This is a genomic window from Rhizobium sp. BK289 (assembly GCF_014193575.1).
GTDB lineage: Bacteria > Pseudomonadota > Alphaproteobacteria > Rhizobiales > Rhizobiaceae > Rhizobium > Rhizobium tropici_C.
Genome location: NZ_JACHZO010000005.1, coordinates 240992 through 263085 on the forward strand (window position 1 = coordinate 240992; position 22094 = coordinate 263085).

Here is a 22094-nt window from a genome sequence, read left to right on the forward strand (position 1 = left end):
CCTTAGGCCGAAAGACGCTTGCGACCACGGTTACGGCGAGCGGAAAGAACCGCGCGGCCGCCCTTGGTGGCCATGCGCGCACGGAAACCGTGGCGACGCTTGCGGACAAGCTTGGATGGTTGGTAGGTACGCTTCATTTATTTAAACACCGCGGAGTGCGGCCCTTCTTGAGCTTTGCTTTGAGTAGCAAGGAGCGTTGTTGATTATGGCGAACGGACTTGGCCCGCAAAAGCAGGCACGGTGACCGAACGTGCGCGGGCTTATACGGATCAAGGCCCCGGAAGTCAATTATATGGGCGCAGATTCCTTGAGCTCCGGCAATTTCGCGCGATCGGCGGCGGCTGATTGCTATCTGGCTGCTGCTCCCCGGCGGAATGTGCGCAACCTTGAATATAAATTGCATAATTCCTAAAATATACAATTAGTATAGTGAAGAATGTCGGACGCTTAGATTAAAGATAACTCAATATAACATTAATGATTTTAGTCGATATCTAGCCCTGTGTGGTAAAACCCATCGATTTATGGGGGATGGGATCTGCGCCGGAGGGGTATTGTGAGAATTCGCGGCAAAATAAATCTGCTTGTATCTGTCATGGCCGGGGCGGCGCTTCTGATCGGCGCCACCGCGCTTTATGCGTTGCATCAATATGACCAGAAATTACAGAGCTACGAGCAGACGGCGAGCCGCGCTTACATGGGCGAGCGCCTGAATCGCTACGTGACCGCAGTGGTCATGGAAGCGCGCGGCATCTATGCCGCGGCTGCGGCAAAAGATTCCAAACCCTTTGCCGATGGGCTGATGGCCGATCTCGGCGAAATCGACAAGGTGCTGGCAAGCTGGGCGCCTCTGGTGCCGGAGACGCAGAAGCCGGAATTCACCAAGCTGCAGGCGCGCGCCCAGGAGTTTCGCGCCTTTCGCACGGAAACGGCCAGGCTCGGCGTGACCGATGGCCCGGATGCCGCCGGCAAGCAGGGCAACAACGAGGCGAACCGCGCCAACCGCAAGGCTTTCCAGGCTGAGATCGATGCGATCGTCCAGACCGATAAGGCGGAACTTGCGAAGGCGGAGGCCGAGATCGCAACCTTCCACAGCACTGTGCTCTGGGTGGTCCTCTCCATCATGATCGTCGGTATCGTGGCCGGTGTCGGCCTCGGCGCCTATATCGGAACCGTCCATCTGAGCCGCCCGATCCGCAAGGTGACCGATGCGATAAAGAATGTCGCCGACGGCCATTTCGATATAGAGGTGCCGTTTGCCGGCCGTGGCGACGAAATCGGCGAGATGGCCGCGGCCGTCGACATCTTCAAGGAAAACGGCAATGCCGTGCGCCGCATGAATGCCGAGGAAACGGCCATGCGCGCCAAGAGCGACGAGCTTCAGTCGAGCATGTCTCTCGTCGTCTCGGCCGCGGCGGCCGGCGATTTCAGCCACCGCATCGAGAAGGACTATGGTGACGTCAACCTCAATCGCTTCGCTGGCAACGTCAACGAGCTGCTTGTCAGCGTCGACAGAGGCATCGGTGAAGTCCGCCGCGTCATCGCGAGCCTGGCGGACGGTGATCTGACCCAGGCGATGAAGGGCGAATTCCAGGGCGCCTTTGCCGAACTGCAGCAGAACGTCAATGCGACGCTTGCGACGCTGAAGAGCACCATGAGCGAGGTGCGCGGCACCACCGGCTCGATCAATTCCAACACCAATGAGCTGCGCCACGCCAGTGACGACCTCTCCAAGCGCACCGAACAGCAGGCGGCGGCACTGGAGGAAACCTCGGCAGCGCTCGACGAGATCACCTCTGTCGTCCAGAATTCCACGGAGCGGGCGCGCGAGGCGAGCGTCATGGTCAGCGAAGCCAAGGACGACGCGGCTCGTTCCGGCACGGTGGTTCGCAATGCGATCGACGCCATGGGCCGTATCGAGCAGGCATCGGGCGAGATCAGCCAGATCATCGGCGTGATCGACGACATCGCCTTTCAGACCAATCTTCTCGCATTGAACGCGGGCGTCGAAGCGGCTCGCGCCGGCGAGGCAGGTAAGGGTTTCGCCGTCGTCGCTCAGGAAGTGCGCGAGCTTGCTCAGCGCTCGGCCACCGCGGCCAAGGATATCAAGGCGCTGATCGGCAAGTCCGGCGACGAGGTGCAGGTCGGCGTCAAGCTCGTGCAGGCAACCGGCGAGGCGCTGTCCTCCATCGAGGCCCGCGTGCTGAAGATCAACGATCACATTCATTCGATAGCGACGGCGGCGCGCGAACAGGCAACGGGCTTGTCGGAGGTGAACAAGGCCGTCAACCAGATGGATGAAGTCACGCAGCGCAATGCCGCCATGGTCGAGGAGACTTCGGCCGCGACCCATCGCCTGGCGGCCGAGGCCGATGGCCTTGTCCATCTCGTTTCGCGCTTCAAGGTGGATGCCGTCAATGTCACAGCACCCGTGCCCGCGCGCGCTGAGACGCATCGTCCTACGGCATCGCCGGCACGCCGGATGATCGATAGGGTCGCTACCGCCTTCGGCGGCGGGGCGGCGGCCGCACCGGCCACCGCGACGCAAGGCTGGGAAGAGTTCTGATCGTTCAACCATGAGGCCAAATCCAAGGCCGGCCTCGCCCGAGTAGCGCGGCCGGCCTTGTTTGTTTGTCCAAGCGCAGAGCCGATTGGAAAAAAGCCCACAATCGCCTATTATCTGGTTTCGATCAGATCGCATCGGATCGCTTTGCAGCGAAGCGGGACAATTGAAATGGACAGTGGGCAGGATAAGGACGCCGCAATGGGCGATAAGGTCGCCAAGGGCGGCCTGTCCCAGTCTTGCCGTCCCACGGGCATCTTTGGCGGCCTTTCCGGCAAGCTCCTTATTCTGACTGTCGTTTTCATTTCCGTGGCGGAAGTGCTCATCTTCGTGCCCTCCGTCGCCAATATGCGGCTGCGCTGGCTGGAGGATCGGCTGAATACTGCCGCCGCCGCCGCGATCGTCATCGATGGCCTGCAGCCGGCCGAACTCCCCCGTGCGCTGCAAAAGGAGACGTTGATGGCGACGGGCACGCGGGCCATCGTCCTGCGCAAGGACGGCACTTCGCGCCTGTTGGCCACAGCCGAAATGCCGGCCTCCGTCGATGAAAAATACGATCTTAGTGACGTTTCCCAGCTGACTGCGATCAAGGACGCGCTCGATACGCTGCTGTTCGGCGGCAACCGCATCATCCGTGTTTTCGGTCCTGTCGGCGGCGATGCCAACACCGGCATCGAGGTGGTGCTGAAGGATACCCGCCTGCGCAATGCGATGCTGGCCTATTCCGTCAGCGTGTTCTTCGTCTCCATCCTGATCTCGCTGTTCACGGCGACGCTGATCTTCTTCGCGATCAACCGCATGATGATCCGCCCGATCCGCAGGCTGACGGACAGCATGCAGGCCTATTCGGACGATCCTGAGGATCCGGGCCGCATCCTCGTTCCCGACAGGGGAGGCGATGAGCTTGCCGTGGCCGGCCGCCACCTCGCCTCCATGCAGTCGCAGCTGCAGAAGACCCTGAAGCAGCAGAAGAATCTCGCCGCTCTCGGGCTGGCGGTTTCGAAGATCAATCACGACATGCGCAACATCCTCTCGGCGGCACAGCTGATGTCGGACCGGCTTGTCGATGTGGATGACCCGATGGTCAAGCGCTTCGCGCCGAAACTGCTGCGGACCATCGACCGTGCCGTCGGTTATACGACCGAAGTTCTGTCCTACGGCCAGACCTCCGAGTCCGCGCCGCGCCGGCGCAAGATCCGTCTCCTCGAACTCGTCGGCGAAGTCCGCGATATCCTCGCGATCGATCCCGATAGCGGCATAGAATTCGCCGAGCAGCTCAGTCCGGATCTGGAGGTCGATGCCGACAGCGAGCAGCTGTTCCGTGTCATTCACAATCTCTGCCGCAATGCCCATCAGGCACTGATCGCTTTCGGCGAGACGGATCCGGACAGTGTCAGGCGCATCACGGTATCGGCGCATCGAATCGGCAGTGTCGTCAGCATCACCGTCGACGACACCGGACCCGGCATGCCGCAGAAGGCGCGCGAAAATCTCTTCACCGCTTTCCGTGGCTCGGCCCGCTCCGGCGGCACCGGCCTAGGTCTGGCGATCGCCCGTGAGCTCGTCCTTGCCCATGGCGGCACCATTGCGCTCGTGGAAAAGCCGGTGGCCGGCACGCAGTTCCGCATTGAAATTCCCGACCGCCCAGTATCCCTTGATGACTATCGCAGCAGAAGCTTCCAAGAAAGATGATTGTTTTCAGGCGCTTGGCGTCAATATGCACGAAAATCGCGATCTTTTTCACAAATCCACTTGCATTCCCTCAAGGGAGGCTTTAGAGAACCGCCCACGCCAACGGTTTCTTCCGTTTCGGCCACGCACCCGTAGCTCAGCTGGATAGAGCACCAGACTACGAATCTGGGGGTCAGGAGTTCGAATCTCTTCGGGTGCGCCATTTCTTCACTATTCTAGACCAAGCTTGGCATCTTCTTGTCTAAAGCGTATCGCGATCCTTGAGATTCGTTTCTCGCGCGTTGAGTCTTTGATATTGCGCACGTCGCTGCAGCAAAGCTGCCGAACACTTCTGCGCGACATGTCTTAGCTTCGACCCACGCAAGCATTCGCAACAGCTTGTGATGTCCATGCCGCTGCGCGGTCGGCGCTGTCAGCGATGTTGCGCCGCCTGAATATCTGCCTGCTTCTTTGCATTAACGAATTATGGGCTGCATGTCCTCCTTTGCCGCGATGGTCCGCAGGGCGGTGCGCAATATCCGATAGGCTTGCTCTCCCAACAGCTCACGATATCGCCGTTCGATCCCGTCGTTAAATTCGTGAACGATTTGCATCACCTGCCGCGCCTCCGGCCTGGCGGTGACGAGCTTGGCGCGCCTGTCCGTAGGATCCGGCACCCGCTCGACATAGCCAAGACGTTCCAGATCATCGATCAGTTCGCCCATTGCGGCCTTGCCCATGCCCGCCCTTTCGGCAAGCAGGCTGGCTCTGGTTCCTTCTTCATCGATATTGGCAAAGACTGCGCCATGCTTCGGTCGGATAGCTGGATGGCCGCGTTCGTGTAGCGTCTGGGTGAGCGCCCGTGCGGAAGCCTGGTAGGCATAGAGCAGAAGTGATTGCGTGTAGGGTGTTGCCATATTTCCAATTAAGTCCGGTTGCCATATAGTATGGCATTCATAATAAAGGAGGGAACGTGAGATGTCACTGCATCCGGACGTTGGACAAGCCGCACAACAAATCGTTGATGCGTTCGTCGCCGCATGGAATAGCCACGATGCCAGCGCCTTTTCCGCGATATTTGCGCAAGACGCCGATTTCACGAACGTATTTGGAATGAAGGCAACGGGCCGATCATTGATCGAGCAGTTTCACAGGCCCATATTCGAGACGATGTTCAAGGACAGTCAGCTCAAAGCCATCAAAACCCAAATGCGTCCTATCCGCTCCGATGTTGCCGCACTCGACATTCACTGGAGCATGACAGGGGCGCGCGATCCGCAAGGGAATGAATGGCCTGAACGCTATGGGCTGATCAACATGGTGATCGTGCGCGAACACGATGTCTGGTCGATCGCCGTCATGCACAACATGGACCTGCCCGAGGACGGCAAAGCGGAAGCTCAGCGTAAGCTGCAGAGTTGACGCGCTCTTCGGAACCCGGAGCGAAGGGGGGCGGCCCTGCGAATAAGCACCGGGATGCCGGGCTTCTGCTTCCGTAGCCATATCGTGCGCAGCTCAGCTTGGGCGTACCTTTTCCGGCCCATGCTCCATCTTCAGCGGCAATTCCGGCAGAAACAGCAGCACGATCAGCGCCAGCGCTACAATTGCCGTGCCGGTCGCAAAGGTCATGGCGATCGCGTGACGATAGAGCGCTATCGCGGCGGCATGAGCCTCGGGGGAGGCGGTGGCGAGCTGCTTCATGCCGGCTTCGGTCAATGAGGAGCCATGCATCCCGTCGAGGACGCCGCCGGCATTCTGTACGCGGTAGGCCAGGATGGCGCCGGAGCCGGTGACGCCGATGAGGCCGCCGAGCGAGCGGAAGAAGGCGAGCGTCGCCGTACCCACACCACGATGGGCAAGGGGCAGGGCATTCTGCACCGCGATCGTCATCGTGGGCATGACGAGGCCAAGGCCAAGGCCGAGGGCAAAGACCGTCGGCTCGATGATCCAGAAGCCTTGGCTGGTGGCGGCCGCCCAGGCGAGCACGGCAAAGGCGGCGGTTGCCAGGCTGAGGCCGCAGAGCTGCGCCGGCTTGTAGCGCCCGAAGCGATGCAACAGCACCCGCCCGTTGACCATGGAGGAGACGACGACGCCGATCATCAGCGGGCCGGTGAGCAGGCCCGAATGTGAGGGGCTGACGCCCATGACCATCTGAAAGAACAGCGGAAAGAACAGGCTCGCTCCCAGCATACCCATGAAGGTCAAAGCCAGTACGAGGCAGGCGACGACGAAGAGCCGATTACCGAAGAGATCGGGCGGCAGCACCGGCTCGGGCTCGCGCCGGATGTGAAGGATGAGAAAGACGAAAAGGACGAGCGCGAGAACGGAGAGGCCGAAGATCTCAGGCGAGTTCCAGGCCCATTCATTGCCGCCGAGGGCGAGCACCAGCAGGAAGCTTGTCGTACAGCCGGTCAGCAGCGCCGCGCCGAGGTAGTCGATGCGGCGGATGCGTGCTTGATGCGGCCGCTTCAGCGCCCGGCCGATCATGACGAGCGCGACGGCGCCGATCGGCAGGTTGACGTAGAAGATCCAGTGCCATGACAGGAGATCGGTGATAACGCCACCGGCAATCGGGCCGATGACGCTGCAGACGGCGAAGACGGCCGCGATCGAGCCCTGATTGCGGCCACGTCTCGCCGGCGGTACGATATCGCCGATGATGATCTGCGCCAGCGGCAGCAATCCGCCGGCGCCGATGCCCTGGATCGCCCGGAAGATGATCAGCTGCGGCAGCGTCTGCGCCATGCCGCTCAGCACCGAACCCAGAAGGAAGATGAGGATCGCCGCATAGATCATCGGTTTGCGGCCGTACTGATCGCTGAGCTTGCCATAGAGCGGCATGGTGCTGGTCGAGGCGAGTACATAGGCGCTGACCACCCAGGAGAGATGCGTCAGGCCGCCGAGATCGCTGACGATGCGCGGCAGCGCCGTTGCGACGATGCTTTGGTCGAGGGCGCCGAGGCCGAGAACGATCATCAGCCCGAGGATGACGGCGCGGATCTCGCGGCGATCGGGCGGGACGTCTGCTGCCGGCGCCGATGGCGCGGCGCTGTCCGGAAGAGTCGCATTCATTGCCCGATCTCCATGAGCGGTTCGATGGCGGCGCGAATGGCGTCACGCTGCTGCGGCGACAGTTTGGTGAGTTCGGAGGCGAGCCAGTCCGTTCGCCGTTGTTTCAGGCGCCGAATGAATTCCTGCCCCTTCTCGGTGGCAATCAAGCCATTGCGGCGCCGATCGTTCGGATCGGGGTCCGCGCGCGCAATGAGGCCATCCCGCTCCATCGCCTTCACGTGCCCTGAAATCGTCGGTCCGCGCAGCCTCTCCATCCGCGCCAGTTCGGCTACGCCGATGCCTGGCTGCTGGATGATAGCGACCAGGAGCAGGGCATGTAGCGGCGACAACTCGGCCTCGTCGCTCTCGCGTCGCAATTGCCGATAAAGACGATGGAGGGCAGGACGCAGCGCTTCGGCAAGCGCGTAGGCGTCGTCGCTGCCATGATGGTGGTCGGCTTCACTCATTGCGTCTCGCTCGGTGATAGATAGATAGGCTTCCTATCTATATGCCTATCGCGTGGCATGTACTTGCGCAAGCGATAATATTGTGAAAGGTTTTCAATCATTGCGCGTTGTTCATCAGTATTACGACTCGACAGGAGGAGAAGAGCTGTGAAACGATTCCTGACAACCGTGACAGTGACCGTCCTGAGTGCCTTGCTTGCCGTTACATCTTTCGATCCGGTGGCGGCCGCGCCAATTCAGCCACTGATCCAGCCGGCCATCCAGCAGACGGGTGAGCAGCCTGCCGGCCTAACCGAAGTCCAATATCGGCACCACAACAGATACTATCGCCGGCATCACCGTCCGCACTATCGACCACACTATCGTCCGCATCATCGCCCGGGCTATTGGCATGGCCATCGCGGCTATCGTTATCACCGCCCGGGCTACCGGCGCCATAATGGCTGGTGGTATCCGATGGCCGCCTTCACCGCCGGCGCGATCATCGGTAGTGCCGTTTCACAGCCGCCCCGCGGCAGCGCGCATGTCCGCTGGTGCGCAAGCCGATATAAGACATACCGCGCGTCCGATAATACCTACCAGCCAACCAGCGGCCCGCGCCGCCAGTGCGTGAGCCCGTGATCTGACAGCCTTGGATCCCTCCCTGCCGAGCAGAGAGGGATTCTGTTTCAGGCCGCTGCGGTCAGTTGCTCCGAAATGTCCCATAACCGCCGCCAGATGGCTTGGTCACGGGCATGCGACGCGATCTTGGCTCGCACCGGCGGCCCCTTGAGTTCGTAAAAGCCGTCAGGGCCATACATGGCGCCGCCTTCTGCCGTGGGCGAGGTGGCCGCAAAGAGGGTCGGCAGGGCGCCGGCTGCCGCCGTATGCGATAGAAGCGGCCCCAGCAATCTCGTCGCGATTTCGAGGCTGCCGGCCCGGTCGCGACCCATGCGCGGACCCGTGGTCTGCAGGCTGGTCGCGGCATAGCCGGGATGGGCGGCAACGCTTTTCAGCTTCCAGCCTTCGGCGCGGGCGATGCGATCGAGTTCCAAACTGAACAGCAGCGTTGCGAGCTTCGATTGGCAATAGGCGGACCAGGACCGATAGCGCCTGCGCCACTGCAGATCGTCGAAATTGATCCTGCCGCTGCGATGGGCAAGGCTGCTGACGGTGACGACGCGCGGGCTGTCGGCGGCGAAGATTTTCGGCAATAGCCGCATGGTCCAGGCAAAATGTCCGATATAATTGGCGCCCATCTGCATCTCGAAACCGTCTTCCGTCTCATGACGATCGGGAATGGCCATGACGCCGGCATTGTTGATGAGCAGATCGACACGCGGCACAGTGGCGGCGATGCGGCCTGCCGTGCGGGCGACGGAATCGAGGCTGGCGAGATCCAGCGGTTCGAACGTGACGTCCGCTGCGGGTGTCGCCCCGCGGATCTTGGCGAGCGCTTCATTGGCCTTGGTCTCATTGCGAGAGGCGATGATCACCTTTGCACCAGCGCCCGCCAGCGCCTTTGCCGTTTCGTAGCCTATGCCGCTATTGGCGCCGGTGATGACTGCGATGCGGCCTGTTTGGGGTGGAATATCCTTCACTGTCCAGTCTGGCATTGCGGAAACTCCTGTGGGAGAGATTGGCATTGCCCATTGTATCTGGTAATTTCTATACTAAATGCAAGTTTGCAATAGATGAAAAAATGTAAGCGCGAAATTCATGGTTTCGCCTGCATATCAACGATTTCGACGGCCCATTGGCGCGGCATGCCTTTGAATTGCCACGCTGCTCGGCCCTCATCGCCATATATTTGATATCGTGTCCGAAGATTGGATTTGCGGAATGACGACAAAGACTTCATGCGCTGATTTTGTGCAGTTCTTCCGCTCCTGGGTCAGCGATCCCCTGCGCGTGGCGGCGGTTGCCCCCTCGGGCGAACGGCTGGCGAGATTGATGACCCAGGAGATCGAGCCGCTCGATGGCCCGATCCTCGAGCTCGGTCCGGGCACGGGTGTATTCACGCGCGCACTGCTGGCGCGTGGTATTGCGGAAAGCGCGCTCACGCTCGTCGAGTTCGGCGAGGAGTTTGCCGTTCGGTTGCGCGGGCGCTTTCCCGAGGCGCGTATCGTGCAGATGGATGCGGCGCAGCTCGGCCAATGCGGCCTTTTCGATGACGCGCCGTTCGGCGCCGTCGTCAGTGGTTTGCCGCTGCTGTCCATGCCGCCTTCGAAAGTCGAGGCCATCGTTGGCGGTGCCTTCGAAGCGATGAAGCCGGGAGGAGCTTTCTATCAGTTCACCTATGGCCCGCGCTGCCCGGTACAGAAAGCGATCCTTGAAAGCCTTGGGCTTACTGCAAAGCGCATCGGCGGGACGGTGCGCAACATTCCGCCGGCCGGCGTCTACAGGATATCGCGGCAAAATCCTCTGGAGCTCTCGATCATCGGCTCCAAATATCGTAGCACCGGAGAGAATGCTGGAATCAGCGCTTAGGCGCAGGGAGCCGGCAAGGCCGATTTGGGGCGGCCCGAAGCGAGTGCCGGGGGTAGCGGATGGCGAAAAAGCCGCATGTCGATAGCGCGGTAACGGAAGGCCGGCGCGAGCGTAAGCGCCGTCAAACCCGCGAACGCATCGAAGCCGCAGCCTTGAAGCTTTTTCTCGAGCGCGGCTTTGATGCCACGACAATCGAAGACATCACCGAGGCGGCCGACGTTTCCAAGCGTAGTTTCTTCGATTACTTCCCAAGCAAGGAAGAGGTCGTTGCCGCCTGGCAGGATGGTTTCGCCCGCGAGCTGATCGGCGCGGTTGCCGTCCAGCCCGAAGATGCGTCGGTCGTCGACGTCATCGAGGCGGCTGTCAATTCTGCCCTTCGTACTGCCATCGCCGATCCGCAAAGCCTTGCTCTGGCCGCCCTCATTCACAATACGCCGACGCTTCAAGCCCGCGACCAACTCAAATATGCCAAACTGGAGAAGAAGCTCGCGGATGCGCTGTTTGCCCGTGGCAGCGGCAGCCAGGAGGAGCGTCTTCGCCTTGGCATGCTTGCCGCCGCGGTCGTGACGATGCTGCGCATCGGCAGCGAGCGCTGGATGCAATCTCCGCAGGACGTTTCCATGGAGCAGTTCGCTCGCAACCTGTTCGATGAGCTTTGGGCCACGCTTGCCGATATCGGCAAACAGGTGCAACGGCGCACGTGAGGGCGCAAGACCAAACCAAGGACAAGCCGACTGGCCGGTCCTGGCGCATCATGCATCGACACATTGCATAAGCTGCGATGCAGACCCATCTAGTATCGGTCGCGACACCTGTTTTCCCCTCGCGGGACGTTCGATTTGCCCGTCGGATTCCGGCTCCTTTCGGAGGCCGAGACGCATAAGACATTTCACATCAGCAAAAGGGACTATAACCATGTCAGCATTCGATGCAGCCAAGTCCGGTCAGTTCAAGATCGGCGGTGATCTCCCCGTCCATCGTCTCGGTTTCGGCGCTATGCGCATTACCGGTTCCGGTATCTGGGGCGAGCCAGAGGACCATGATGAAGCCGTCCGCACGCTGAGGCGCCTGCCGGAACTCGGCATCAATTTCATCGATACGGCCGATTCCTATGGTCCGGACGTTTCCGAACGCCTGATCAAGGAGGCGCTCCATCCCTATGGCCACGGTCTCGTGGTCGCGACCAAGGGCGGACTCACCCGAACCGGCCCGAATGTCTGGGTGCCTGTGGGTCGTCCTGAATATCTGATCCAGCAGGCGCACAAGAGCCTGCGCAACCTCGGCGTCGAGCGCATCGATCTCTGGCAGCTCCATCGCATCGATCCCAAGGTGCCTGCAGCAGAACAGTTCGACGCCGTGAAATCTCTCTTGAATGACGGTCTCGTCCGCCATGCCGGCTTGAGCGAAGTCTCCGTTGCCGACATCGAAGCCGCATCGAAGCATTTCAAGGTGGTGACGGTGCAGAACCGCTACAATTTGGTCGATCGCACCAGCGAAGACGTGCTCGACTATTGCGAAAAGCATGGCATCGGCTTCATCCCCTGGTTCCCGCTGGCCGCCGGCGATCTTGCCAAGGAAGGCTCGCTGCTCGATACCATCGCGAAGAAGCACAATGCCGCGCCGAGCCAGATCGCGCTTGCCTGGGTGCTGAAGCGCAGCCCGGTGATCTTGCCGATCCCCGGCACGGGTAAGGTCAAGCATCTCGAGGAAAACACCGCAGCGGTCGACATCGTCCTTTCCGACGAGGAATTTGCCGCGCTGGATGCAGAAGGCAAGAAGGCGTTCAAGGCGGCCTGAACCGAAAGTCATCTAGCCGGCGGGAGATTGCTCGCCGGCTGGATGTCAGTGAGAAGCGCTTCCAATGCAAAAACGCCGATCACAATCATGTGAATCGCGGAGTTTGAGTAGATAACGACTGTAAAATAGGCGCTTCTCCCCAGAAAATGCCGGCGATATGCGGTATTTTTGGCGTCTACGAAGAAAGCAATGCATCCAGTGCATTGCTGCATTGCGAAAGACGGTCTGTTCATCCCGATCCGCTCGTTATATCTAATCCCTCGAAGGCAGCGCACTCCTCCTCCCAGCGCTCCTTCAATGATTGGCAACACTCCTCCTCCTCCTCCCAGTTGCCAATCCGGATCAAGAGCCCGATGCATCCTCCTCCCGCATCGGGCTCTTTTTTATTTTCAGCCAGATTATCGGTTAGCGGTGTTGGACGATTGCGTTGCGCCTTTGCAATGCCGTCGCGAATTAGCATTACGTCATGAGCCCAAGAACCGCGGGAGCAGCTTGCGCCGTGGACATGCATGCGTAGAGTGGCGCAACATTCTGACGGTAAGGAAAGGTTGCATGATGCAGCTCATGGCGGGTTCGCACCGATTGAGAAGGGCGTTTTTCCGAACCGCGGCCATGGTCGTTACCTTGTCTCTGGCCGCCTGCGGCCGCCCGATCGGCGTCATGCAGCCTGTTTCCGAAAATGTGCCGGGCACATCGAAGATCGATCTTCTCGTTGCCACGACGCGCCTGCCGGACCAGGATCCGGCAATTCTCTTCTCGGGCGAACGTGGGCCAGGGCTGAAGGTGGATGCGGTCAGCGTCTCCATCCCGCCCGAAGCCAATCGCAAGGTCGGCCAGGTCCAATGGCCGAGCCGTTTACCCGGCAATCCCCTGAAGAATTTCGTCACCATCGGCGTCAAGCCGCTGGCGGGCGAAGCGGATGGGCGCGCCTGGCTGCATGCCGAGCTGCCGAAGAACAGGCGGGTGCTGATCTTCGTGCATGGTTTCAACAATCGCTATGAGGATGCAGTCTATCGCTTCGCGCAGATCGTGCACGATTCGCATGCCGACGTCGCACCGATCGTGTTCACCTGGCCGTCGCGCGCCAGCATCTTCGATTATGCCTACGACAAGGAAAGCACGAACTATTCCCGCGATTCGCTGGAGGAATTGCTGCGGCGCGTAGCCGCCGACCCCTCCGTCGGCGATATCACCGTCATGGCGCACTCCATGGGTAGCTGGCTCGCGGTCGAATCCCTGCGGCAGATGGCGATCCGCAATGGCCGCGTCGCGCCGAAGATCAAGAACGTCATCCTGGCGTCTCCCGATCTCGACGTCGATGTTTTCGGGCGCCAGTTCGCAGCACTCGGCAAGGACAAGCCGCACTTTACATTGTTCGTCTCGCGTGATGACCGCGCGCTCTCCCTCTCGAGACGCATTTCCGGCAATATAGATCGCCTCGGCCAGATCGATCCTTCAGCCGAACCCTATCGCAGCGAGCTGGAGAAACAGGGCATCACCGTCCTCGATCTCACCAAGCTCAAGACGGGCGATGGCTTGAACCATGGCAAGTTCGCCGAAAGCCCGGAAGTGGTGAAGCTGATCGGCGCCCGGCTGATCGAGGGCCAGACGATCACCGATTCCGATGTCGGTATCGGCGACGCAGTCGGCGCCGTCGCCATGGGGGCCGCACAAACGGTCGGCAGCGTAGCGGGTGCGGCGGTCAGCGCCCCGATTGCCATCTTCGATCCGCGCACCCGCCGGAACTACGGCGAACAATGGCGCCGTGTCGGCGCTTCCGCCGGCAACACCGTCGGCTCGCTGGGCGATAGCGTCGAGGCCACCGGCAGCAATGTCGGTGAAGCGCTGAAGCAATAGCGCTATCATGGTCTAATTGAAAACCGGCGGGTTCAATGCTGCCGCAAATCACCATAGCCACCTTGCCCGATCTGATATATCAGAGAGTGCGCTGGGGGAATGGCGCTGGCTGGCCTCGCCGGTCAGCTCATCCGCCTCGGGCGACGATATTATGCGACGCATCTGATTGGAGCATATCGAGATGAGATGGAAGCGCACGATCCAGCTGCTGGATGTTCATTGCGAGGGGGAAATCGGCAAGGTTGCCATCGGCGGCGTGCCGAAGATCCCGGGCAACAGCATTGCCGAGCAGCTGCATTGGCTGAATAGCGATCCGAAGGGCCAGGAGCTGCGGCGCTTCCTTGTGCTGGAGCCGCGCGGCGCGCCGATCGGCTCCGTCAACCTCCTGCTGCCGGCCAAGCACCCCGAAGCCGATGCCGGCTTCATAATCCTGCAGCCGGATCAGGCGCATGCGAGCTCGGGTTCGAATTCCATCTGCGTGACCACGGCCCTGCTCGAATCCGGCATCATCGAGATGAAGGAACCGGAGACGGTCGTCACGCTCGACACGGCCGCTGGCCTGGTACGCGCGACTGCGACCTGCCGCGACGGCCGCTGCGAGAAGGTGCGGCTGACCATGGTGCCGTCCTTCGTGCATGAGCTGGATGTCGAACTCGACACGGCGCAATGGGGCAGGATCAAGCTCGATCTCTGCTATGGTGGCATCTTCTATGCGCTGGTCGATGTCGGCCAGATCGGCTTGAAGATCGAAAAGGCGAATGCCGCCGCCCTCGTGCAGGCCGGCATGATTCTCAAGGATGCGATCAATCGTGCAATGACCGTGGTTCATCCGGAAATTCCGGCGATCTCGGGCGTCGCCTATGTCATGTTCCGCGACATCGATGCCGATGGCGCCATCCGCACCTGCACGACCATGTGGCCCGGCCGCGCCGACCGCTCGCCCTGCGGCACCGGCAATTCGGCCAATCTGGCGACGCTGCATGCCCGCGGCAAGGCCAAGGTCGGTGATGTCTTCAAATCCCGCTCGATCATCGGTTCGGAATTCGAAGTCGGTCTGCAGGCCGAGACCGAAGTTGCCGGCAAGCCGGCCATCATCCCGACGATCACCGGTCGTGGCTTCACCTTCGGCCTCAGCCAGGTGGCGCTCGATCCCTTTGATCCGATGGCGGAAGGTTTCGCCATGACGGATGTCTGGGGGCCCTCTGCGGGCGATATTTGAGGTGGGTGGATGATTAGCTCCTGCCATCTGGAGAGTTTTGCCCCTCACCCTAATCCTCTCTCCGTTTTGACGGGGAGAGGGAACTAGCTCTGCATTCTCGTCTGGGTAATTTGCCGGAGGGAAGGCTGTGGGTGCGCCCATCCCCTTCGCCCCGCAAGCGGAGAAGTGGCCGAAGGCCGGATGAGGGGCCTTTGGGATAGTCTTTTACACTTTCGGATAAATCACACCCTTGCGCAGAATGATGTTGCCATAAAGCCTTGGCTCGCTGGTCTGTATCAGCGCATGCGCTTGCTGCACCCGCTCATAGAATTCCGCCGGCAGCAGTGGCACGACCTTGATCTCGGGCACATGCCGGGCGCAGCACTCGATCATTTCGGCATGGACGGGATCGACGGCGTCGCGATCCTGGCGGACGGTGGCGCGGAAAATCGCCTGCGGCACGAAATCGTCGATCGGCAGTACGCTCAGCACGGCATCGAGCACCGGGATGACACCATGGCCGTCGAGACGGATAAGGCGGCGGCCATGCTCGAGGCCGGGATAATTGCCGTCGACAAGGGCGATTTCATCGCCATGGCCCATGGCGCGCAGCGTCGCCAGCAGCTCGGGGCTCAATAGCGGGTCAATGCCCTTCAGCATGCTCAATCTCCTTGAAAAGAACGTTTTGATCGATCAGGTAGCGCGCAAAGATCGGCAGGCTGGCGGCGCCGATGGCGCGTGCCTGCGGCCCGACGGCCCCCTCGATAATCTCCGGCATGACGACGCCCTGCAGATCGAGTTCCGCAGCGGCCCTGATGGTTGCGCGCACCACGCGCTCCCGCACCCAATCGGGAAAGCCGCCATCGATGACGGCGGCGCTGAAATCGATGACCGAGGCGGCCGCGACAATCGCCTGCGCCAGGGCCTTGGCCGTATCCTGGATCCAGATTTCCAACGGCTCGCCGAAATCGATCCAATTGTCTGCCGAATACCAGAGGGGACGTGGATCGAAGCCATGGTCGCGCAGAAGGTTCTCGAGCACGAAGATCGAGGCGATTTCCAGAAGCTGGCGGTTCTCGCCATTGCGGCCGCGCACGGGCAGCGGGCCGAGCGCACCGGCTGTGCCCGTCCTGCCGACGAAGGTTGACGAATTGAGGACGATGCCGCCGCCGAGGAAGGAGCCGATGAAGAAATAGACGAAGTCCGGATAGCGTGGACCGACGCCGAAGACGAGTTCGGCGCCGCAGGCGCTGGTGGCGTCATTCTGCAGCATCACGGGGTAGGGCGCGCGCGAGGCGATTTCGGCCCGCAGGTCGAAACCGCGCCATGCGTCCATAGCCCCGGGCGGCGATCCGACCTGTTCGGCCCAGTTCCACAGTTCGAATGGCGCGGCGACGCCGATCCCGGCGATCTTCTGCCGCTGTTCCTCGCTGAGGCGCCCTTCCAGCTCGCGGACGCCGGCTGTGACGAAGGCGATGATGTCCTGGGGCAGCGGGTAGGGATAGGTTTGATGGAGCTGCATCCTGATACCGCCGACGAAATCCATCAGCACGAGATCGGCACTGCGCCGGCCGATCTTGACGCCAAAGGAGAGCACCGCGTCGGGGTTGAGCCGCATGGGGATGGATGGCTGCCCGACGCGTCCGCGCACAGGCGCGTCGCGAGACAATAGCCCGTCCTTCTCGAGCTCCCGCATGATGACGGAGACGGTCTGTGCCGAAAGTCCGCTGCGCCTGGCGATATCGGCCTTCGAAAGCGCGCTATGACGACGCACGAGCGACAGGACGAGCCGTTCGTTATGGGCGCGCACGCCGAGTTGGTTCGCGCCCCCGCTGTGGTCGAGAATCGCTGGTGCTGTGGGTGTTTCCTCAGGGTCGTGCACAAGAGACATGAGCCTGCTCCTTCCATCATGGCCATGCCTTATTTTTTTCCAGAATGCCATATCGAATTAATAATTCAATCCGATTTATTTATTGACAGGCCGAAATCTTTAGGCTCAGATATAGGCGTTGAGGATGCGTACATGGCCTTGGAGGAGGTCCACCGAAAATAATCCGACAGGCATTGCGCATCTCCACGCCGGGCTCGGCTCTGTGATTGCCGGACAGTCCGGCTTTTCAAACATCGGGAGGATTGAATGAAGAAATCTGTTATTTCCGCCACGCTCGCCGCTTTGGCGATCGGCGTTGCCTTTGCCGCACCTGCCAAGGCTGCCGGCGTATCCGCCTGCCTCATCACCAAGACCGATACCAATCCCTTCTTCGTCAAGATGAAGGAAGGCGCGACGGCCAAGGCCAAGGAACTCGGCGTGACGCTGAAGTCCTATGCCGGCAAGATCGACGGTGACAGCGAAAGCCAGGTCGCCGCCATCGAAAGCTGCATCGCCAGCGGTGCCAAGGGTATTCTGATCACCGCTTCCGACACGAAGGGCATCGTTTCCTCGGTCAAGAAGGCACGCGATGCCGGCTTGCTGGTCATCGCGCTCGACACGCCTCTGGAACCGGCTGACGCTGCCGACGCGACCTTCGCAACCGACAACCTTCTTGCCGGCAAGCTGATCGGCGAATGGGCCAACAAGACGCTGGGCGACAAGGCGAAGGATGCCAAGATCGGCTTCCTCGACCTGACGCCGTCGCAGCCTTCCGTCGACGTCCTGCGCGACCAGGGCTTCATGATCGGCTTCGGTATCGACCCGAAGGATCCGAACAAGATCGGCGACGAAACCGATCCGCGTATCGTCGGCCATGATGTCACCAACGGCAACGAGGAAGGTGGCCGCAAGGCCATGGAAAACCTCCTGCAGAAGGACTCCAGCATCAACGTCATTCACACGATCAACGAACCGGCTGCTGTCGGCGCCTATCAGGCCCTGAAGGCCGTCGGCTTGGAAAAGCAGGTTCTGATCGTGTCCGTTGACGGCGGTTGCCCGGGCGTCAAGTCCGTCAAGGAAGGCGTGATCGGCGCAACCTCGCAGCAGTATCCGCTGATGATGGCTGCCCTCGGCGTCGAGGCGATCAAGAAGTTCGCCGATAGCGGCGAGAGGCCGAAGCCGACCGAAGGCAAGTCCTTCTTCGACACCGGCGTCTCGCTGGTGACGGACAAGCCGGTTCCCGGCCTGAAGTCGATCGACACCAAGGAAGGCACGGCAAAGTGCTGGGGCTAAGCCCCCGCGAAATGTGATATAATCCCTTCGGGAGCCGCGTCATGCGCCTGCTGGCGCGGGTCTCCTTATAAGGGAGAGCAGACCATCGCAACAGTCACGTCGGCCGGGGTTCATCCTCTCGGCTGACCCTTAAACAGCCGGCGGTTTCCGCGCACGAGCGCGGTGGCGGAGGAATAATATGTCCGGAGCACAGGAATTCGAACGTGTTCTCGATGGCAGCGACAAGAACGTCGCGTCGTTCGAGCAGCACGATGTCTCTTTTCTCAAGCGTGTGCAGCACTTTCTGCATTCGACGCCGGCCGCTGTGCCGTTGATCGTATTGGTAATGGCGATCGTGATCTTCGGCATCGCGATCGGCGGGCGGTTCTTTTCCGCCTATACGCTGACGCTGATCCTGCAGCAGATCGCGATTGTCGGCATTCTCGGTGCTGCCCAGACGCTGGTCATCCTGACCGCCGGTATCGATCTGTCGATCGGCGTGATCATGGTCATTTCCTCTGTCGTCATGGGCAACGTCGCCGTCACTTACGGCCTGCCCGCGCCGATCGCCATCATCGCCGGCATGGCTGCCGGCGGCATCTGTGGGCTGCTCAACGGCTTCCTCGTCGCCAACATGAAGCTGCCGCCGTTCATCGTGACGCTCGGTACCTGGAATATCGTCATGGCGACGAATTTCATCTATTCCGCCAATGAAACCATCCGCGACACCGATGTCGATGAAAAGGCGCCGCTCCTGCATCTCTTCGCGATCAGCTTCCGGCTCGGCGGCGCGGTGCTGACCCTCGGCGTCATCGCCATGGTGCTGCTGGTGCTGGGCCTATGGTATATTCTCAATCACACCGCCGGGGGACGGCATGTCTACGCTGTCGGCGATGATCCGGAAGCCGCGAAATTGTCGGGCATCCAGACCAAGAAGGTACTGCTCGCCGTCTATGGCGTTTCGGGACTGATCGCGGCCTTTGCCGCCTGGGTTTCGATTGGCCGCAACGGCTCGGTCTCACCGTCTTCGGCCGTGACGGACTTCAATCTTCAGGCGATTACCGCGACCGTGATCGGCGGCATCTCGCTCTTCGGCGGCCGTGGCTCGATCCTCGGCACGCTCTTCGGCGCCATGATCGTCGGCGTCGTCTCCATGGGCCTCAATATGCTCGGAGCCGATCCGCAGTGGAAAGTCCTCCTGACCGGCGTGCTGATCATCGGCGCCGTCGCGATCGATCAATGGATCAGAAAGGTATCGGCATGACCACGACTGGCGAACCCATTCTCACCGCGCGTGGCCTCGTCAAGCGCTATGGACGCGTCACCGCGCTCGACAACGCCGATTTCGATCTCTATCCCGGCGAAATCCTTGCAGTCATCGGCGACAACGGCGCCGGAAAATCCTCGCTGATCAAGGCGATTTCCGGCGCGGTGACACCCGATGAAGGCGAGATCAAGCTGGAAGGCAAACCTGTTCATTTCAGGTCGCCGATGGAAGCGCGCGAAGCCGGCATCGAAACGGTCTACCAGAACCTGGCGCTGTCGCCGGCGCTCTCGATTGCCGACAACATGTTCCTCGGTCGCGAGATCCGCAAGCCCGGCTTCCTGGGCTCCGTCTTCCGCATGCTCGACCGGCCGGCGATGGAAAAGCGCGCCCGCGACAAGCTCAGCGAACTCGGCCTGATGACGATCCAGAACATCAACCAGGCGGTGGAGACGCTCTCCGGCGGCCAGCGCCAGGGTGTGGCCGTGGCACGCGCCGCCGCCTTCGGTTCCAAGGTCGTCATCATGGATGAGCCGACGGCCGCACTCGGCGTCAAGGAAAGCCGCAAGGTTCTGGAACTCATCCTCGATGTGCGCGCCCGCGGCTTGCCGATCGTTCTGATCTCGCACAATATGCCGCATGTCTTCGAGGTCGCGGACCGTATCCATATCCATCGGCTTGGACGACGCCTGACCGTCATCAATCCGAAGGAATACACCATGTCCGACGCCGTTGCCTTCATGACCGGCGCCAAGGCTCCGCCGGTCGAGAATGTCGCTGCATGAGCGTCTCTCTTGACGATGTTGCCGGCGAGATCATCGCGCGCGCCGGCAACGCGAAACGCTTCCTGGTGGCGATCGCCGGCCCTCCCGGCGCCGGCAAATCGACGCTGGCCGACAATGTCGCCAAGGCTTTGAAGGCGAGGGGCGAAAGCGCCGAAGTCCTGCCGATGGACGGCTTCCACATGGATAACGCCGTCCTGATCGAGAAGGGACTTCTGAAGCGGAAGGGCGTGCCTGACAGTTTCGACGTGCGCGCCTTTCTCGATATCGTCAAGGCCGTGCGCGCCGCCGACCAGGAGGTGCTGGTACCGGTCTTCGACCGCTCGCGCGAGCTTGCCATCGCCTCCGCCCGCATCGTCCCGGCCGATCACCGCTTCATCGTCGTCGAAGGAAACTACCTGCTGTTCAGCCAGGGCAAATGGGCGGAGCTGGAAGGCCTGTTCGACTATTCGATCATGCTTGCTCCACCCATGGAGGTGCTGGAAGAGCGGCTATGGGCGCGCTGGAGGGGCTACGATCTCGACGAAGAGGCGGCCAGCGCCAAGGTTTATGGCAACGATCTCCCGAATGGCCGGCTGATTCTGGAAAACCGCCGCCGCGCAGACGTTACCATCGATATCGTGCAGGATTGAGTTTCTCCATCATTTAACTGCGCTCGCGGATTGTTTTGCGGTGGCGGTTGGTGCTATCGAAGCGCACTATCAAAGAGCGCGATCCCGAAAGGGCGAGGCAGCTTTCGGGCTGGATGGCGCTCACATTCCAGAGGTCGCGCCCATGCAAAAGCTCACCATCCGCCGTCCCGACGACTGGCATCTGCATTTGCGTGACGGAGCCATGCTCGAAGGTGTGATCGGCGATACATCCAGGCATTTTGCCCGCGCCATCATCATGCCCAATCTCGTGCCGCCCGTCGTGACGACAGCGGACGCCGCTGCCTATCGCGAGCGTATCCTCAAAGCGCTGCCGGCGGGCGATCGTTTCCAGCCGCTGATGACGCTCTATCTGACAGAACATACCAGCCCCGATGACGTCGAGGAGGGCAGGAAGAGCGGCCTGATCACGGCGGTCAAGCTCTATCCGGCGGGCGCAACGACCAATTCCCACGGCGGCGTGCGCGATCTGAACAAGGCAATGCCGGTGCTGGAGCGCATGGCGAAGATCGGCCTGCCGCTCTGCGTCCATGGCGAGGTGACGACCCCGGAGGTCGATATTTTCGATCGCGAAGCCGTGTTCATCGAAACCGTGCTCGATCCGCTGCGCAAGCGACTGCCGGAATTGAAGGTCACGATGGAGCACGTGACCACGTCGGATGGCATCAACTATATCAAATCGGCGAAGGCAAACCTCGCCGGCTCGATCACGACGCATCATCTCATCATCAACCGCAACGCCATCCTCGTCGGCGGGATTCGCCCGCATTATTATTGCCTGCCGGTCGCCAAGCGCGAAAGTCATCGCCTGGCGCTGCGCGCGGCTGCAACGAGCGGCGATGCCAGGTTCTTCCTCGGCACGGATTCGGCTCCCCATGTCGATCCGTTGAAGGAGTGCGCCTGCGGTTGCGCCGGTATCTATACTTCGATCAATACTATGAGCTGCCTTGCCCATGTCTTCGAGCAGGAGGGTGCTCTGGAGAGGCTGGAAGCCTTCGCATCGCTGAACGGACCCGCCTGGTACGGGCTGCCTGTCAACGAGGACTGCATCACTCTGGTGCGTCGCCCCGAGGCCGTGACATTCCCGGCCAAGATCGAAACAGGCGCCGGTCCGGTCACCGTCTTCGATCCCATGTTCCCCCTGCATTGGGATGTCGAAGTTTGATTTAGATTTACATTATAT

The 22094-nt window shown here is 61.0% G+C and carries 21 protein-coding genes and 1 tRNA gene; 15 read left to right on the forward strand and 7 right to left on the reverse strand.

What is annotated here, in order from left to right; translation table 11 throughout:
* Window positions 1-2 precede the first annotated feature (2 nt).
* Complete coding sequence (gene rpmH, locus FHT84_RS12010) at window positions 3-137, reverse strand: 50S ribosomal protein L34 (protein ID WP_041677194.1); 135 nt, start codon at window positions 135-137, stop codon at window positions 3-5.
* A gap of 419 nt (window positions 138-556) precedes the next feature.
* On the opposite strand from rpmH, the gene FHT84_RS12015 reads away from it, so the two are divergent.
* The 3 genes from FHT84_RS12015 to FHT84_RS12025 all read left to right on the forward strand — a co-directional run bounded on the left by FHT84_RS12015 (window position 557) and on the right by FHT84_RS12025 (window position 4457).
* Entirely contained in the window at window positions 557-2566 is a 2010-nt protein-coding gene (locus FHT84_RS12015) for a methyl-accepting chemotaxis protein (RefSeq protein WP_183762527.1), read from the forward strand.
* Between the two features lie 198 nt (window positions 2567-2764).
* Window positions 2765-4255: a HAMP domain-containing sensor histidine kinase gene (locus tag FHT84_RS12020; RefSeq protein ID WP_246698533.1), complete on the forward strand. Its 1491-nt coding sequence runs from the start codon at window positions 2765-2767 to the stop codon at window positions 4253-4255.
* 125 nt (window positions 4256-4380) lie between these two features.
* A tRNA-Arg gene (locus FHT84_RS12025) sits at window positions 4381-4457 on the forward strand.
* Window positions 4458-4710: 253 nt separating this feature from the next.
* On the opposite strand, the gene FHT84_RS12030 is transcribed toward FHT84_RS12025, so the two are convergent.
* Window positions 4711-5151: a MarR family transcriptional regulator gene (locus FHT84_RS12030; RefSeq protein WP_113249802.1), complete on the reverse strand. Its 441-nt coding sequence runs from the start codon at window positions 5149-5151 to the stop codon at window positions 4711-4713.
* 61 nt (window positions 5152-5212) lie between these two features.
* Between FHT84_RS12030 and FHT84_RS12035 the strand changes: the two genes are divergently transcribed.
* Window positions 5213-5656 carry an SgcJ/EcaC family oxidoreductase gene (locus FHT84_RS12035; RefSeq protein ID WP_183762530.1) on the forward strand — a complete coding sequence of 148 codons (444 nt, stop codon included), beginning with the start codon at window positions 5213-5215 and terminating at the stop codon, window positions 5654-5656.
* Window positions 5657-5749: 93 nt separating this feature from the next.
* On the opposite strand, the gene FHT84_RS12040 is transcribed toward FHT84_RS12035, so the two are convergent.
* Both FHT84_RS12040 and FHT84_RS12045 read right to left on the reverse strand, forming a co-directional pair.
* Window positions 5750-7306 carry an MDR family MFS transporter gene (locus FHT84_RS12040; RefSeq protein ID WP_183762534.1) on the reverse strand — a complete coding sequence of 519 codons (1557 nt, stop codon included), beginning with the start codon at window positions 7304-7306 and terminating at the stop codon, window positions 5750-5752.
* Complete coding sequence (locus FHT84_RS12045) at window positions 7303-7752, reverse strand: MarR family transcriptional regulator (protein ID WP_113249799.1); 450 nt, start codon at window positions 7750-7752, stop codon at window positions 7303-7305. The genes FHT84_RS12040 and FHT84_RS12045 overlap by 4 nt, the downstream gene beginning before the upstream one ends.
* Before the next feature lie 147 nt (window positions 7753-7899).
* Here FHT84_RS12045 and FHT84_RS12050 point away from each other — a divergent pair, with 147 nt between their 5' ends.
* Window positions 7900-8373 (forward strand): BA14K family protein, encoded by a 474-nt coding sequence (locus FHT84_RS12050; protein WP_113249798.1) that lies wholly within the window; start codon window positions 7900-7902, stop codon window positions 8371-8373.
* Between the two features lie 47 nt (window positions 8374-8420).
* Here the strand turns inward: FHT84_RS12050 and FHT84_RS12055 are convergent, their stop codons facing one another.
* Window positions 8421-9347 carry an oxidoreductase gene (locus FHT84_RS12055; protein ID WP_112343703.1) on the reverse strand — a complete coding sequence of 309 codons (927 nt, stop codon included), beginning with the start codon at window positions 9345-9347 and terminating at the stop codon, window positions 8421-8423.
* 226 nt (window positions 9348-9573) lie between these two features.
* On the opposite strand from FHT84_RS12055, the gene FHT84_RS12060 reads away from it, so the two are divergent.
* The 5 genes from FHT84_RS12060 to FHT84_RS12080 all read left to right on the forward strand — a co-directional run bounded on the left by FHT84_RS12060 (window position 9574) and on the right by FHT84_RS12080 (window position 15094).
* The gene (locus FHT84_RS12060; RefSeq protein WP_183762535.1) at window positions 9574-10221 is read left to right on the forward strand and encodes a methyltransferase domain-containing protein; all 648 of its coding nucleotides are present in this window, start codon (window positions 9574-9576) and stop codon (window positions 10219-10221) included.
* A gap of 59 nt (window positions 10222-10280) precedes the next feature.
* Window positions 10281-10925 (forward strand): TetR family transcriptional regulator, encoded by a 645-nt coding sequence (locus tag FHT84_RS12065; protein ID WP_183762536.1) that lies wholly within the window; start codon window positions 10281-10283, stop codon window positions 10923-10925.
* Between the two features lie 211 nt (window positions 10926-11136).
* Window positions 11137-12018 (forward strand): aldo/keto reductase, encoded by an 882-nt coding sequence (locus tag FHT84_RS12070; RefSeq protein ID WP_183762538.1) that lies wholly within the window; start codon window positions 11137-11139, stop codon window positions 12016-12018.
* A gap of 552 nt (window positions 12019-12570) precedes the next feature.
* Window positions 12571-13875 carry an alpha/beta hydrolase gene (locus FHT84_RS12075; RefSeq protein ID WP_183762541.1) on the forward strand — a complete coding sequence of 435 codons (1305 nt, stop codon included), beginning with the start codon at window positions 12571-12573 and terminating at the stop codon, window positions 13873-13875.
* Window positions 13876-14056: 181 nt separating this feature from the next.
* On the forward strand, window positions 14057-15094 hold the full coding sequence (locus FHT84_RS12080; RefSeq protein WP_169644382.1) for a 4-hydroxyproline epimerase: 1038 nt from the start codon (window positions 14057-14059) through the stop codon (window positions 15092-15094).
* 204 nt (window positions 15095-15298) lie between these two features.
* Here FHT84_RS12080 and FHT84_RS12085 read toward each other — a convergent pair whose 3' ends face one another.
* Both FHT84_RS12085 and FHT84_RS12090 read right to left on the reverse strand, forming a co-directional pair.
* On the reverse strand, window positions 15299-15733 hold the full coding sequence (locus FHT84_RS12085; protein WP_113249791.1) for an RbsD/FucU family protein: 435 nt from the start codon (window positions 15731-15733) through the stop codon (window positions 15299-15301).
* Window positions 15717-16964 (reverse strand): ROK family transcriptional regulator, encoded by a 1248-nt coding sequence (locus FHT84_RS12090; RefSeq protein ID WP_113249790.1) that lies wholly within the window; start codon window positions 16962-16964, stop codon window positions 15717-15719. The genes FHT84_RS12085 and FHT84_RS12090 overlap by 17 nt, the downstream gene beginning before the upstream one ends.
* 246 nt (window positions 16965-17210) lie before the next feature.
* Between FHT84_RS12090 and FHT84_RS12095 the strand changes: the two genes are divergently transcribed.
* The 5 genes from FHT84_RS12095 (at window position 17211) to pyrC (ending at window position 22076) form a co-directional block, all read left to right on the forward strand.
* A complete protein-coding gene (locus FHT84_RS12095; protein ID WP_183762544.1) occupies window positions 17211-18236 on the forward strand; it encodes a sugar ABC transporter substrate-binding protein in 1026 nt (341 codons plus the stop codon).
* Between the two features lie 178 nt (window positions 18237-18414).
* Window positions 18415-19479: an ABC transporter permease gene (locus tag FHT84_RS12100; RefSeq protein WP_113249789.1), complete on the forward strand. Its 1065-nt coding sequence runs from the start codon at window positions 18415-18417 to the stop codon at window positions 19477-19479.
* Window positions 19455-20264: an ATP-binding cassette domain-containing protein gene (locus FHT84_RS12105; RefSeq protein ID WP_183762547.1), complete on the forward strand. Its 810-nt coding sequence runs from the start codon at window positions 19455-19457 to the stop codon at window positions 20262-20264. Before FHT84_RS12100 ends, FHT84_RS12105 begins: the two co-directional genes overlap by 25 nt.
* A complete protein-coding gene (locus FHT84_RS12110; RefSeq protein WP_113249788.1) occupies window positions 20261-20893 on the forward strand; it encodes a nucleoside triphosphate hydrolase in 633 nt (210 codons plus the stop codon). The genes FHT84_RS12105 and FHT84_RS12110 overlap by 4 nt, the downstream gene beginning before the upstream one ends.
* A 142-nt stretch (window positions 20894-21035) precedes the next feature.
* Window positions 21036-22076, forward strand: a complete 1041-nt coding sequence (gene pyrC, locus FHT84_RS12115) for a dihydroorotase (RefSeq protein WP_112343714.1) — start codon at window positions 21036-21038, stop codon at window positions 22074-22076.
* The last annotated feature ends 18 nt before the right edge of the window (window positions 22077-22094 follow it).